Annotated in this window: 11 protein-coding genes and 1 tRNA gene; 6 read left to right on the top strand and 6 right to left on the bottom strand. The window is 29.2% G+C overall.

Going from position 1 to position 13,988, the window contains the following annotated elements:
- The first annotated feature begins 202 nt into the window (after nt 1-202).
- The 4 genes from IPH62_11060 to IPH62_11045 all read left to right on the top strand — a co-directional run bounded on the left by IPH62_11060 (nt 203) and on the right by IPH62_11045 (nt 4,554).
- Nucleotides 203-1,423, top strand: coding sequence for a T9SS type A sorting domain-containing protein (locus IPH62_11060; GenBank protein MBK7105811.1), 1,221 nt, complete (start codon nt 203-205; stop codon nt 1,421-1,423).
- 245 nt (nt 1,424-1,668) lie between these two features.
- Nucleotides 1,669-2,358 (top strand): hypothetical protein, encoded by a 690-nt coding sequence (locus IPH62_11055; GenBank protein ID MBK7105810.1) that lies wholly within the window; start codon nt 1,669-1,671, stop codon nt 2,356-2,358.
- Nucleotides 2,359-2,614: 256 nt separating this feature from the next.
- The gene (locus IPH62_11050) at nt 2,615-3,055 is read left to right on the top strand and encodes a hypothetical protein (protein ID MBK7105809.1); all 441 of its coding nucleotides are present in this window, start codon (nt 2,615-2,617) and stop codon (nt 3,053-3,055) included.
- Entirely contained in the window at nt 3,052-4,554 is a 1,503-nt protein-coding gene (locus IPH62_11045; protein MBK7105808.1) for a hypothetical protein, read from the top strand. The genes IPH62_11050 and IPH62_11045 overlap by 4 nt, the downstream gene beginning before the upstream one ends.
- Before the next feature lie 1,035 nt (nt 4,555-5,589).
- On the opposite strand, the gene IPH62_11040 is transcribed toward IPH62_11045, so the two are convergent.
- From IPH62_11040 to IPH62_11025, 4 genes are all read right to left on the bottom strand, one after another.
- Nucleotides 5,590-5,662: transfer RNA gene (locus tag IPH62_11040), tRNA-Thr, on the bottom strand.
- Nucleotides 5,663-5,776: 114 nt separating this feature from the next.
- A complete protein-coding gene (locus IPH62_11035; protein ID MBK7105807.1) occupies nt 5,777-6,367 on the bottom strand; it encodes a tetratricopeptide repeat protein in 591 nt (196 codons plus the stop codon).
- An 18-nt stretch (nt 6,368-6,385) separates the two neighbouring features.
- Nucleotides 6,386-6,688 (bottom strand): integration host factor subunit beta, encoded by a 303-nt coding sequence (locus tag IPH62_11030; protein MBK7105806.1) that lies wholly within the window; start codon nt 6,686-6,688, stop codon nt 6,386-6,388.
- Between the two features lie 145 nt (nt 6,689-6,833).
- Nucleotides 6,834-8,447 (bottom strand): hypothetical protein, encoded by a 1,614-nt coding sequence (locus tag IPH62_11025; GenBank protein MBK7105805.1) that lies wholly within the window; start codon nt 8,445-8,447, stop codon nt 6,834-6,836.
- A 110-nt stretch (nt 8,448-8,557) separates the two neighbouring features.
- Here IPH62_11025 and IPH62_11020 point away from each other — a divergent pair, with 110 nt between their 5' ends.
- The gene (locus IPH62_11020; protein MBK7105804.1) at nt 8,558-8,755 is read left to right on the top strand and encodes a cation transporter; all 198 of its coding nucleotides are present in this window, start codon (nt 8,558-8,560) and stop codon (nt 8,753-8,755) included.
- 6 nt (nt 8,756-8,761) lie between these two features.
- Nucleotides 8,762-10,948 carry a cadmium-translocating P-type ATPase gene (gene cadA, locus IPH62_11015; GenBank protein ID MBK7105803.1) on the top strand — a complete coding sequence of 729 codons (2,187 nt, stop codon included), beginning with the start codon at nt 8,762-8,764 and terminating at the stop codon, nt 10,946-10,948.
- A 79-nt stretch (nt 10,949-11,027) separates the two neighbouring features.
- Here the strand turns inward: cadA and IPH62_11010 are convergent, their stop codons facing one another.
- Together IPH62_11010 and pepF are read right to left on the bottom strand one after the other, a co-directional pair.
- Complete coding sequence (locus IPH62_11010; protein ID MBK7105802.1) at nt 11,028-12,038, bottom strand: guanosine monophosphate reductase; 1,011 nt, start codon at nt 12,036-12,038, stop codon at nt 11,028-11,030.
- A 14-nt stretch (nt 12,039-12,052) separates the two neighbouring features.
- The gene (gene pepF / locus IPH62_11005) at nt 12,053-13,957 is read right to left on the bottom strand and encodes an oligoendopeptidase F (GenBank protein MBK7105801.1); all 1,905 of its coding nucleotides are present in this window, start codon (nt 13,955-13,957) and stop codon (nt 12,053-12,055) included.
- Nucleotides 13,958-13,988 lie beyond the last annotated feature (31 nt).

Genomic DNA, 13,988 nt, shown 5'->3' with positions numbered 1-13,988 from the left:
TACTCAATTAAACATAATAGTAACTTACTAATAATGATTACATGCTCATTAATAAGGTTTATACTATTCATTTTAATTTTTACTAAGTTTATGTTACCGTTCTTCAACTAATATATGTAGAACTATGAAAAATCTACATTCTTCAAATTCACCATCAAGATTCTTATCTAACATCATTATAAAATGAAATCTGGAGGCAACAATGTTCAAAAGAATATCAATTTTGATAACAGTTTTTCAGTTTGTTTGTTTTTTTTTACCTATTTATTCACAAGAATTGGACTGGATTGAATTAAAAAGTCTAAATGATAATTATCTAGTTAGATTAATTGAATATCCATCTGGGAAATTAATGGCTATTACAAATGACGGTATCTTTATTTTACAAAATAACAATTGGATTGAATTTACTAATGGGTTAGATTTTATTCGACCGGAACAATATAATACCTCTTTCAAAGATGCTAAAATCTATAACAATACTCTGACGGTGTTGTATACAAATAATTTAGCTCAAACTCTAAATAATGAAATAAATTGGATTAAACTTTTGGAAATTCCAGAAATAATAGATTTTGAGTATGATACAAATGGAAAATTATTTTTACTATGTACAGCCTCATTATATTCTTTTTCTGACAATGTTCTCTCAAATAATTTATTACCAACTGAAAACAGTATGAATACGGGTAACATGTCAATGTGTATAGATTTGGATAATAACATATATATATCAAAAAATTTTGGTGGCTTATTATATTCATTTGACCAAGGATTAACATGGAATACTAATTATGAGAGTGAATTTCGTAATTTATATTCAAATAATGGTATTCTATACAGTCTAGGTGATGGGGTCAGATATTCTAACAATAAGGGATTAAACTGGACTTATTCTGGATTGGGTTATGCAAATCCAGCATCAATATATTTTAATAATGCTGAATTGATTGTCTGTGGTTTTAAAGGTGTTTTTCTATCCAAGGATAATGGTGAAAGTTGGCGCCTATTAGGCTTAGATTCATTAGAAACCTCGAGTGTGAATAACTTAGTAGTTATGTCAAATGGATATCTTTATGCCGGAACAGGCCAAGGTAAAATATTTCGAACAAATCAACCTCTCACAACGTCATTAAACAATCTAGGTAATGACATTGATAATAATTTTAGATTAAACCAAAATTTCCCTAATCCTTTTAACCCAAAAACAGAAATAACATTTTCAATACCAAAAAGTGAATACGTTAGTTTAAAAGTCTATGATGTATTAGGTAGAGAGGTTTCAACTTTAATAAATAGTGAGTTATCAACTGGTCAACATTCAATCGAATGGAGTCCCAAAAATTTATCAAGTGGCATATATATTTATAGTTTAAGAGCGGGTAGCCAAATAGAAAATAAAAAAATGCAATATTTAAAATAAAATGCAAATTGATATAAGTGTAGCTTAATTGATATTTAATCTACATTTTTAAATAAATAATTTTTTAGACGATTTGGAATTGAGGTACAAGAATTTACAAGTAAATAGAAGATTGTAATCACTAAATAAAAATTGCTAAATATAAATTTTTAATTAACCCGTTTTTCGAGATTGCCTTAATTGGCAACTGGACAGCAAACCAGTTTAGTGAATCTTGAATACGGGTTTTTTTTGGTAAATAGAATATGAAAGAAGTTGATGTATTCAATTGGGATATAAATAAAATTCTGGATTATTGTCATGAAATGAAAACAATTGATTACCAAATAACCTACCTTTTAAGTGTAAAGACGAAATTGAAGAATCTCATTAAAGTTCATGAAAATTATTTAAAAGGTTATGATATTCGAAAAGGAAAGGATGAAAATACTAAGGATTTTTATAAATACCTTTCAAAGCAAGTAGATATGAGCAACATTAAATATATTGCAGTAGTAGAGAACTTGGTTATTGACAGAATGGAAGTTGAGCTCAAACCGATTTTGAAAATAATTAAAAGTGAAATAAAGAAATTAAAATTACACAGCAAATCCCAAAAATCTAAACAAAAAGAGCAACGTAGAGTTTTTGAGTTACTTAATTCTTCATTTAAATCTGATACAGGAATAAAATTATTAAAGAAAACTGAAGAAGTTAAAGAAGAAAAAATAACAACAAAACCTATTGAAAATCTCGCAAATGAAATTAGAATCTGCCTTAAGAAAAACAATAACTTTAATAAAATTTTAGAAATTCCTCAAAAGGAAAGATTTAATTTTATAAAAGGATTATTATTAAAAAAATACCCAAATGAGAGGATTATAAAATGTAGAGAAACAATAAAACGATATGTCAAAGAAAAAATGTTAAATACTTTCATAAAAAACTGGGAATAATTCGTATTTCCCTAATTTTCCCATACTTGTTCCCATCTTCTTTTCCCACTTATACTACATATACGAAATTTTTTAATGTCATTAAAGACATTTGAAAATTAATTACTCCTGAAATAATTGAGCTAAAATTTAATGCAGAGCCTTAATTGATTTATCGGGAGTAAATCAGTTGAGGCTTTGTACATTAATAAAAAAAGCCAATGTGGTCAAGACATTGGCATAAAAACAAATTCCAAATTATCAAAAGGAAAATGCAATGGAAAATTACAACACAAACCGCAAAGATTCAAGTAACCAAATTGAATTACTAAACACAAAGTATCCGCAGCAAAAAAAAGTAAAATTAAATCTTGATATGCAATCAAGGTATATTGGCTTCTTAGATACTTCCAAATCAACTTTTATAACTACAAGAAAAAAGACACATCTATTTAGAAGGACTAATTCTATTGGCTTAAATGCTAATCTCTTAACATCAAAAGATATTCAATTTGAATGGATAAGAATAGATTTTGAAGGGAAAATACTCGAAACATCAAGAGAATATTTTTTGAAGAAAGGGAAACTATTTTCTTTTAAAAATAAAGGATTTGAACAGCAAGCATTTTTACCAATTGATGAATTTGGAAGACAAAAAGCAAGTGAACTTAAAAATGAAAGATGTATTCAACAAGATTTGTTTTTGGAGGTTGCATGAATAGTAATTACAAGGGAGAGAAATCTCCCTTTGTTTATCAATGTGCCTCTTTTGATGTTAGCAAATATGAATACTTCTGTGAAAATATCAATCTTGAAGACTATGAATTTTTTGACCAAAGGATTTTAACTAAAAGAAATAGTAAAACGAGAATTGAAAAATTTATTGATTTAATTATACCGGAATTTTGCAAATCTAACAGTTCAAAAGAATTGACAATAAAAAAGAATTCATTAAACAATATTTTAACTAACGTTATTAAATGCAGTGAAAAGGGTAAAGTGTGTTTAATTAGTAGAGATAAAAACTATTATTCAATTCCAAATAAATATAGAATTCTTTATTTCACTTATTCAACTACTATCGCTTTAATTGATAAAATGATAACCATGAATTTTTTATCAGAAAAAAGAGGACACTTTGATAAAGAAATCGGCAAGGGAAAACTTACTCGAATATGGGCATCAATAGAGTTGATAGAAATCTTAAATAATCCAATATTCGCTGAGGATAATATCGAGTTGGGAAAAAAGAAAACCGAATCTGGTATTATATATTTTGGAAATATTGACTCGCAAATAAAAACTCCGTACCCAACAAATATAATATTGAAAGATTCAGACAAGTATTATATTGATTATCCACTCACTCGAAAAGTAAAAAGATTAGACAATTTTTTAAAAGAATATAATGAACTGATAAATGGTCATTTAATTCTAAGCCCTTTTTATAATGAAAGTCTATTTAAGTCTTATACAAAGTTAAGCGATGTAATTATTGCTATCAATAACACTATTCATAATCACAATGATAGTAAAGGGCACAACTCTTCTTCTCCATTACTTAGTCAGAATCAATCTAACTTATTAATTTATAAAGAGTTAAGCGACCGTGTAATAAGAGTGTTTAATAGGTCAAGCTTTAAATTAGGAGGTAGGTTTTATGGTGGAGATTATCAACAGCTAAATTCAGAAAAACGAAATGAAATTCTCATTGATTTTGAGCCGGTTGTTGAAGTTGATTTTTCCAGTCTTCACATAAATATGTTATATAACTTACTTGGTGATGAGTATGAAGGTGACCCATATTTAGTAATGGGTGAAGCCCTAAGACCTTTAATGAAGTTGGTTTCTTTAATATCAATAAATGCTAAAACTATGACTTCTGGAATTAAAGCTTTTAACGATGAGCTAAATAAAAAACAATTATTAAAAGAATTACACAACTCAAATGGTCTAAAAACTCGTGAATATTTTATGGGATTTGCTGAGAAACATATTAGAATTAATAAATTCCTAAATAGTGATATTGGCTTAACTCTTCAATATAAAGATTCAAAGATTGCAGAAGATATTTTGAAACATTTTACAAAGAAAGGAATTCCTTGTTTACCTATTCATGATAGTTTTATTGTTCCGAATAAATACAAAGATGAATTAATTGAAACGATGCATGAAGTATATATTAAACATTTTGGTTTTAAACCAAAGTTGAAATAATGAGTTTTAAAGGACAGTTTACTTTAGCCATACATTTGTATGGTATTTGTAAAACAGTTGATTCTAGGTATATCTATGTTTATTTAAAACTAAATTTAACAGTATAATTCAAGCTGTAGATTATATTATCTGCAGCATTATCAAACTTATCAAATTGAAAAAAAATGAAGTGTAATAACAGCAACCAAATAGCAACAATCAAGACGTGATTTGGATAAGAACAAACCCTGAGCTATCTCTAAACCCTTATATTACTATCACTTAGCTTTTATACAAATCCATCAACTCCCCATAACCCATTGTAATTAAACAACTTAGCTTTTGTCAATAATATGTAATAATCTTCGCTTAGTTCTAAAAAATATTTCAAAATAATTTTGAGAGGTGTTTTATCTTTTTCTGATTCTTGTGTTGAGGATTAAGGAAAACCATTGAAAATATTTTGTAGATTGTGCGTACCTTTCTCACACATAACCCACACGCCTTCAATTTGGGTCTATAACCCTAAAGTTTAGTTGGAATTTTTCATTGAATATTACATTTTGAGCAAGTACGCATTTTCTTTGCTGTGCTTGTCGCATAAACGCTCATTATGCAACAACTTTGGTTGAATAAAATGCTTTACATAATAAGGTATTATGTAAACTTGCCTAACATCTTTCTGTTTTATATATATTATTTATTATTAATATAAATTGAATCCACCGTCAAAACCCAGATAAATATTGGGCTTCAGCGATTTTGTTCTTGACAATAAAAAATAAAAGTGTACTTTAGTAATTAACAATAAATCGGTAATCACCACTAAATAAGTTTTAATTTGAGAAAGCTCAATTAGTTTTAGGTTGTGGTGACCTTCGATTTGCTAGTTGGGCTTTTTCTTTGTTCTTTAGGGAAATGAAATTGGTTACTAAATTGGTTACTAAATTGGTGACTGTTTAATTACAAATTTATCATTATTCTGCTAATTACTAATTTCTTAGATGTTATAGGAAGGATAAAATATTGTTTTCAGCTCATTTTCAACAGTTACCGAGCCAACTGGGGGAATCGAACCCCCGACCTACTCATTACGAATGAGTTGCTCTACCAGCTGAGCTAAGTTGGCAAAGTTAACTATTTACCTTTTTTCTTATGTCTATTCTTTCTTAATCTTTTCTTTCTTTTGTGAGTAGCCATTTTATGTCGTTTTCTTTTCTTACCGCAAGGCATGTACACGCTCCTAGTTATTTGTTTTTAATAATTCTTCAGCTTTTTTTCCAATGTTAGAGTTTGGGTCAATATCACGAGCCTTTCCCCACCATTCTTTTGCTTTGTTAATATTTCCATTCGATAAATTTACAATTCCCAAATTAAAATGTGCTATTTGATGTGTAGGATTAATTTTCAATGCACTTTCTATTACGGAAATAGATTTATTATATTTTTTTAATTCAAAATAACAAACTCCCAAATCAACAATAACATCAGCGTTTTCCGGATGTAATTTTAAATATTGTTCATATTTGTCAACAGCTTTATCATAAAAACCATTATCATTTTGCATGTGAGCCAAATTCAATAATGCTTCGTGGTTGGTGGGATTATTTTTAACTACTTCTTCAAGCTTGTTTATTTCGTTAAGTTTATTTAGATCAACCGAAGGCGACTGAACTTGCTGGCTTTCGTTATTTGTATGATTATGTTGAACAAACGTCTCAGAGGTATCAAACAATCCCGAAATAATTAATAAAAATATTCCAATTGCTGATAAACCAAATATTGTAAGTAATAGTTGTAAACTTGTAATTTCTTTTTTTATTTCTTTCCCCATAAAATTAATTGAAGTTAATTAAGCTTCTGTCTCCGTATTTTTCATTCCTCTATCAACAGCAGCTTTAAAATCTTTTGAAAATTTAAAAACCGGTACAAAATGTTCGGGAACGTAAACTTTATCACCTGATCTTGGGTTTCTTGCATAACGCGCATTTTTCTTTTTTGTTTTATAACTTCCAAATCCTCTTATTTCGATGCTGCTGCCTTCTCTTAAAGATTGAATAACAGTATTTAAAAATCCTTCTATAATTGCCTCTGTTTCTAATTTTGTTAAGCCGGTTCCGGATGCAACTTTTTCTACTATATCAGCTTTTGTCATAATAAATTTCCATTTTGGTTAATTCTTCAAACGAACTTGAAAAGATATGAAAGATTTACGACTAAATCAAACAAAGGTGATGTATAAATCAATAAAAAACAATCAGTTAGGAAAGTTTACTTTTAGATTTGCTATTTAAAAATCATTAACCTATTTGTTTATTCACAAAATCGTTTATTGGTCTTAGCTGTTCCTCTCTCTTTTTTTCCAAATTATCGATATTAGATAATCTATATTTTACTGTATGATAATGCTCTTTTTCAAAACTTATTAAAGTATTTAGGATTTGAGAATCCAATTTATAAATACTATCCTGTTTATTTTCATTTATTTCACGAACATCATTTAGTAAACCAGCTTCAAGCTTTAGCGAGTTATTAATTATTTCTATACTTTTATTAAATTTGCCGCTGTTTGCCGCTTCTTGAATTGCTTTCTGTGCAATTTCAATATTTCCATTTGCGTAATTTATTTTTGAATTTAAAAGATTAAATTCATCGCTTTCGGCAGAATCTTTAATTTTTTCAAGCACACTTTGAGCTTCGGAAAGTTTTCCAATTTCAACTAAAGCTCGCGATTTAATAATTGTTGCTTTTTCAGATTCCGGCTGTAATTGCAAATATTTATCCAATGAATTTATTGAATGATCAAACTCATTGCTCAAAAATTCTATAATTCCCTTCTGCAAATAAGCGTCGCTGAACTCCGGATTTTTTTGAACCGCAGTCTGCAAATTTTTAATTGCCGATGAAAAATCATTTAATTTATATTCAAGAAATGCGAGATTATAATATAAATTAGAATCTTCCGAATTTAGTTTAATTGCTTTTTTTATATCATTTTTTGCGCCTTCAAAATCGTAAATCATTGTTTTTAGAGTAGCTTTTTTCAGAATTATTTCAATATTCCCCGGTTCAAAAGTTTGGTATGATTCAAGATCTTCAATCAATCCTTCATAATTTTCAGAAAGTAAATTCAATTCTGCTTTCAGAAGTAACGCATATTTATTGTTTGGTTCAATTTCCAAAGATTTTTCAACGGAAATTTTTGCATCAGCCAATTCATTTAACTGATAAAGAATTTTTGCTTTGTTAAAATAATAACTTCCTTTTTCAGGATTTAATCTTATTGCATAATCAAAATCTTCAACGGCTTCGTAATATCTTTCACATTTAACATTAATTAAACCGCGAATGTTAAATAAATAATCTTCAACCGATGAAATCTCAATAGCTTTATCAATATCCACCAAAGCTTTATCATATTTTTGAAGTGAAAAATAAATTAAACCTCTTAAGTATCTGTTATTAAAATTTTCCGGAATTAATTCACACATTCTATCCGCAAGAATTAATGCATCATCATATTCTGCATTAAAATATTTCATTCTGGCAGCAAAGTATTGAATTTTTGTATCGTTGGGATTTGTCTTATAATATTTAGTAGCATACTCAGAAGCAGATTTTGCATCATTTAATTTTAAGTAAATTTTCGCAATGTAATAACTTTGTAGCGGATTGAAATCAGGATTTATTTTATCAAGATTTAAAAAATCACTTAAAGAATCGCTGTAATGTTTTACTTTGTACTGAGTCATTCCTCTGCTGTATAGAGCTTCTTCATTTTTTTCATCAATTTGTAAAGCAAAGGTAAAATCTTTAATTGCCATAAAATAATTTTCGCAAAGAAGATTTTCTCTGCCGCTTTCAATTATTAAATCTAATTTTTTACCATAAAATATTTTTTTTACAAAGTTCATACATTACCTTTGGGATATTTATAATATCTTCAATTTTAGTATGGAAAATATTGAATGATAATTTATATCTTAATAAAGAAATAATCAATTTTAATAATAAAAAGGTTAACATGGAAGAAATTAAACTAACGGTTGAGGGAATGAATTGTCAACATTGCGTAAAAGCTGTTGAAGTAGAATTGCAAGAATTAAATTTAGAATCTTTTAACGTAGAAATTGGAAAAGTTACTGCAAAATTTGATCCAGAAAAAATAAAAGTTGATTCTATTAAAAACGCAATTAACGAAGCCGGATATAAGGTTTTGTAATATCTTATGAAAAAAGTAAGCGTAAAAATTAAGGGAATGACTTGCGCAAGTTGCGTAACCCGCGTTGAAAAAATTGCATCAAAGTTTGATGGATTTGAAAATATTTCCGTAAATCTTGCAACCGAAAAACTAAATTTTTCTTCTTCAGATGAAAAAATAGATTTATCGGGATTAGCAAAAAAATTAAATCAATATGGTTATGAATTAGTTGATGAAAAATTTTCTTCGAAAGAAACTGAAAATTCTGAAAATGAAGATTTGTTTAACAATTTGAAAATATCAGTGGTTTTTACAATTCCAATATTTTTAATTAGCATGTTATTGCATTTCGAATTTTTTCAATCAATTTGGATTTTTGATCACGATACAACTAATAAAATATTACTAATTCTTACAACGCCGGTTATGTTCATTCCCGGAAAAAGATTCTTTACAATTTCAATAAAAAATCTAAAACAATTTTCTGCGGATATGAATACGCTAGTTGCGGTTGGGTCCGGATCGGCATATTTATTCAGCGTTATAAATACATTGTTTCCGCAAATATTAAATAAATCACATATTTCACATCAAATTTATTTTGAAACGGCGGCTGTGATAATTACTTTAATTTTATTCGGCAAATATTTGGAAAGCAATGCAAAATCTAAAACATCAAAAGCATTAAAAAATTTAATTAATCTAACACCAAAAAATTGCACAATAATTATTGAAGGTAAAACAAAATTAATTCCAACCGAAGAATTAAAAATTGGCGATAGAATTTTAGTAAAACCCGGCGAAAGTATTCCTTCCGATGGAAAAATAATTAGTGGTTTTTCCACAATTAATGAATCGATAATAACCGGCGAAAGCAATCCAATAAGTAAAGAAATAAATTCTGTTGTAACCGGCGGAACAATTAATTTAACCGGCTCATTTGAAATGTTTGTTACGGCACTTGGCGAAAATTCTTTTTTAGGGAAAATTGTTTCTCTCATAGAAAATACTCAAGTTTCAAAACCGCCGATTCAAAGATTAGCAGATAAAGTTGCGGGAATTTTTGTTCAAGTTGTAATTTTAATTGCAATCTTAACCGGAATATTTTGGTTTTTTATCGGCAGTAATTTTGATATAAATATTTCGTTAATAAATTTTGTAGCAGTATTAATCGTCGCGTGCCCTTGCGCAATGGGTTTGGCAACTCCAACAGCAATTTTAGTCGGCACCGGACTTGGCGCACAAAATGGTATTTTAGTAAAAGATGCAGAAAGTTTGGAAATAATGTATAAAGCTAAAAATTTTATTTTTGATAAAACTGGAACCGTAACAAAAAACAATCCAACTGTAACCGATGTAAAATCTTATTCATTTCCGATTGAAGAATTTATTTCTTTCGCAGCATCCGTAGAAAAATTATCAGAACATCCTTTCGCTAAATCCATTTTTAAATATTCTGAAGAAAATAAAATTAATTTATTTGATGTAACTAATTTTGAATACTTGATCGGAAGTGGAGTTAAAGGAATTGTTAAAGGCAAATTAGTTCAAATCGGAAGTGAAGAATTTATTAGCAAATCAAATTTTGAAATAAATAATTTGAAAGTCGAAAATAAATTCGGTAGTGCGGTTTATGTAATTATTGATAATAAAATTGAAGGGTATTTTTTAATTCAGGATACAATAAAGGACGATGCAAAATCATCAATTGAAAAGTTAAATAAATTTGGAATTAAAACAATTTTATTAACCGGTGATAATAAAAAAAATGCCGAATATATTGCTGATCAAATAAATGTAAAGCAAGTTTTAGCAGAAATTAAGCCCGATGGAAAAGTAAATGCAGTTAGAAATATTCAGGCAATAAATGAAACAGTGGTAATGATTGGCGACGGAATAAATGATGCGGCGGCTTTAACTCAAGCAGATGTTGGAATTGCAATGGGTGCCGGAACCGATATTGCAATTGATTCGGCAAAAATAATTTTAATAAATAACAAAGTTAATGATGTAGTAAAAGCATTAAAGCTTTCCCAAAAAACAATAAAAGTTTTAAAACAAAATTTATTTTGGGCTTTTATTTATAACATTGTGGGAATTCCTCTTGCCGCAATGGGAATGTTGAATCCAATGATTGCCGCATTGGCGATGGCTTTCAGTTCTGTATCTGTTGTAACAAATTCTTTGAGATTGAGAAATGCAAAATTGGATTAAGCCAATTGAAAAATAATTTTAACATTATCATTCTGAACATGCGAGACATGCCCAGAATGATATTTAATTTTTTACATATTTATTTTTTAGGAAGTCTTTCCAAATATGAACTATGACTCATTACCGCAAAAGTATTTACGGATTTCATTTCATCAATTGTGAAGCAATTCATGTAGCTCATAGAACTTCTTAATCCATCAGAAATAGAATCAATTACAGATTTTACCGGACCTTTATATGGAATCATTGTTTCTTCACCTTCGATAAATTCATTTTTCATCTTAACACCAAATGAAGCAGAACCACGATATTTTTTCCATAATTGATCATTATATTTTATTACTTCACCGGGAGCCTCTTTGGTTCCCGCTAACATTCTTCCTAACATTACTACATCTGCACCAAGTGCCAAAGCTTTAGCAACATCACCGGGATTTTTAATTCCGCCATCCGCAATTAATTGTATATTTAGCTTTTTTTCTTCACGGGCAAAATATAAATCAATCAATGATGAAGCTTGTCCAATTCCAATTCCCGTTTGAATTGAAGTTGTGCACATGCTTCCGCCGCCGATTCCAATTCTAACAGCATCAGCGCCGGCATTAACTAAATCATTCAGAGAATTTCCTTGAGCAACATTTCCTACAATAACTTTTACATTATGTTTACTTTTTATTTCCTCACATTTTTTCAAAACGGTGCTATTATTTGCGTTTGCTGTATCAATGCAAATTATCAAATTGTAATCAGCTAATTTTGCAATCAAACTTTCATCATAATTTAAGCTTACAGAAACAGCAGAAATTCCTTCGGCATTTATTTTCATCAATTCTTCTAATGATGAATCAAAACGATTTACAATGCCAATACATCCCATTTTATCAAGGGCTTGCGCCATTGTAATTCCGGTAACTGAATCCATTGGACTTGCAACAACCGGAAGAAGTAATTTCTTCCCTAAAAATTCAGTGTGAGTAATTGCTTCGGTTCTGCTTACAATCCGTGAAACTTCGCATGGAACTAAACTTATATCATCATATGTGAGTGATAAGTCATAACTATTTAAGTCTCTTTTCGAAAATAATTTCATCTACAATTCCAAATTTATTCGGCTAAAAGTGCTTCTAATTTATCTAATAATTCATTCATTTTATTTACAACTGCTAAAACCGGTTTAGGCGAAGTCATATCAACTCCGGCTGTTTTCAATACATCAATTGGATATTGAGAACTACCGGCTTTTAAGAAAGATAAAAATCTGTCAATTGCCGGCTGACCTTCTTTTTTAATTTGGGCGACCAATTCTTGAGAAGCAGCATAACTTGTTGCATACTGATAAACATAAAAATTGTAATAAAAATGCGGAATTCGAGCCCATGTATAAGTTTCTTCTTCATCAACAACCATTTCCGGTCCCCAATAATTCTGATACATTTCTCCGAATAATTTGCAGAGTAAATCCGGAGTTAATGCTTCCCCGGCTTCTGTTTTTTCATGAACCAATTGTTCGAACTGCGCAAAACCTGTTTGGCGGTAAAATGTTGTTGTCATTCCCGTTAATTGATTTTCAATCAATGCCATTTTTTCTTCTTTTGTTTCAGCATTTTCAATTAAATAATCCAACAATAATGCTTCATTTGCTGTTGAAGCAACTTCTGCAACGAAGATAGAATAATTTGCGTATGGATATGGCTGATTTTTCTCTGTATAATATGAATGCATATTGTGCCCCATCTCATGGGCAAAAGTGAAAACATCATTCAACTGATTTGACCAATTCAATAATACATAAGGATGAATTCCATAGGAAACGCCGGAAGAATAAGCACCGCTTCTTTTTCCTTTTGTTTCATGAACATCAATCCATCTATTATTAAAAGCTAATTCCAAACTTTTAAGATAATCTTCACCAAGTGGTTTTAGCGCTTTAAGTAATATTTCTTTTGATTGTTCATAAGTGTATTCTTTTTTAACAGCCGGAAAAAGTGTAACATAAGTATCGTAAGCATGTAAACTTTCAATTCCCAAAACTTTCTTTTTTAAATTTCCCCATCTTTGTAACGGTTTCAAATTTTCATTAACTGTGTTTACAAGATTATCATAAACTTCAAGAGGAATATTATTTGCATCTAATGCTGCCGCTCTGGTTGATTTATAATTTCTTGCTTTTGCATTAAATATAGACGACTTAATATTTCCGTTGAACAATGCAACCAATGTATTTTTATATTCTTTAAATGGTTTGTACAAACCCTTGTAAACTCTTTCTCTATAATCTCTATCAGTAGAATACATTGCGGCGCCATATCTTCCGTGAGAAATTTTAATATCTTCAACTCCGCCTTCGTCTTTAACAATTGGGAATTGTATATCTGCATTGTTAAACATTCCAAAAACATTTGATGCAACTTCCCTAACCGGTGAAGATAACGCCATTAATTCTTCTTCTCTCGGCGAAAGTGTATGAGCTTTGGTTCTAAACAAATCATGCAACTGATGATCATAAATTTTTAGTCCGTTTTCATTTTTTACAAAATCCCAAAGTTTATCTTCCGGAATTAATAAAATCTCCGGTCGAATATATGAACTTGCAGCAGATAATTTAGATGCAAGTGAAGAAATTCTCTCATATCTTCCTTGATTTTCCGCATTTCCCAAATCCAAATCTTTTGAAAGCGATGCATATAAATAAAGACGACTTATTTTTATTCCAACTTCATCATCAAAATTTAAGCAAGTTAATAATTCAGAACTTGAGTTTCCAAGTTTACCTTTAAATGAATTATATTTTTCAATAGCATTTTCTGCCCATTGAAAATCTTTTTCCCATAAATCTTGAGTTGCATAAATATCCGTTACGTTCCAAGTTTGGTCAATTGGAATATCGCTTCTAAGTGGTAATTCTCCTTTGCTCTGTGCAAATTTTTCACTGTTAAATAGATTAAATAAAATTGTCAAAATTATTATACTCCTTACTAAATTATTTTTAATAAATTTTATGCCGTACATTTTTGCTCCAACTAATATTTTTTAATGAAAT

The sequence above is a fragment of the Ignavibacteriota bacterium genome (assembly GCA_016708125.1).
Taxonomy (GTDB): domain Bacteria; phylum Bacteroidota; class Ignavibacteria; order Ignavibacteriales; family Melioribacteraceae.
Note: the sequence above shows the minus strand (reverse complement) of the source record. Positions and strands in the feature narration are given on the sequence as shown.

What these genes read in the sequence shown, in the direction of transcription:
- IPH62_11060 (MBK7105811.1), top strand. Translation starts at nt 203, where the DNA reads ATGTTCAAAAGAATATCAATTTTGATAACAGTTTTTCAGTTTGTTTGT.
- IPH62_11055 (MBK7105810.1), top strand. Translation starts at nt 1,669, where the DNA reads ATGAAAGAAGTTGATGTATTCAATTGGGATATAAATAAAATTCTGGAT.
- IPH62_11050 (MBK7105809.1), top strand. Translation starts at nt 2,615, where the DNA reads ATGGAAAATTACAACACAAACCGCAAAGATTCAAGTAACCAAATTGAA.
- IPH62_11045 (MBK7105808.1), top strand. Translation starts at nt 3,052, where the DNA reads ATGAATAGTAATTACAAGGGAGAGAAATCTCCCTTTGTTTATCAATGT.
- IPH62_11035 (MBK7105807.1), bottom strand. Translation starts at nt 6,367, where the DNA reads ATGGGGAAAGAAATAAAAAAAGAAATTACAAGTTTACAACTATTACTT.
- IPH62_11030 (MBK7105806.1), bottom strand. Translation starts at nt 6,688, where the DNA reads ATGACAAAAGCTGATATAGTAGAAAAAGTTGCATCCGGAACCGGCTTA.
- IPH62_11025 (MBK7105805.1), bottom strand. Translation starts at nt 8,447, where the DNA reads ATGAACTTTGTAAAAAAAATATTTTATGGTAAAAAATTAGATTTAATA.
- IPH62_11020 (MBK7105804.1), top strand. Translation starts at nt 8,558, where the DNA reads ATGGAAGAAATTAAACTAACGGTTGAGGGAATGAATTGTCAACATTGC.
- cadA (MBK7105803.1), top strand. Translation starts at nt 8,762, where the DNA reads ATGAAAAAAGTAAGCGTAAAAATTAAGGGAATGACTTGCGCAAGTTGC.
- IPH62_11010 (MBK7105802.1), bottom strand. Translation starts at nt 12,038, where the DNA reads ATGAAATTATTTTCGAAAAGAGACTTAAATAGTTATGACTTATCACTC.
- pepF (MBK7105801.1), bottom strand. Translation starts at nt 13,957, where the DNA reads ATGTACGGCATAAAATTTATTAAAAATAATTTAGTAAGGAGTATAATA.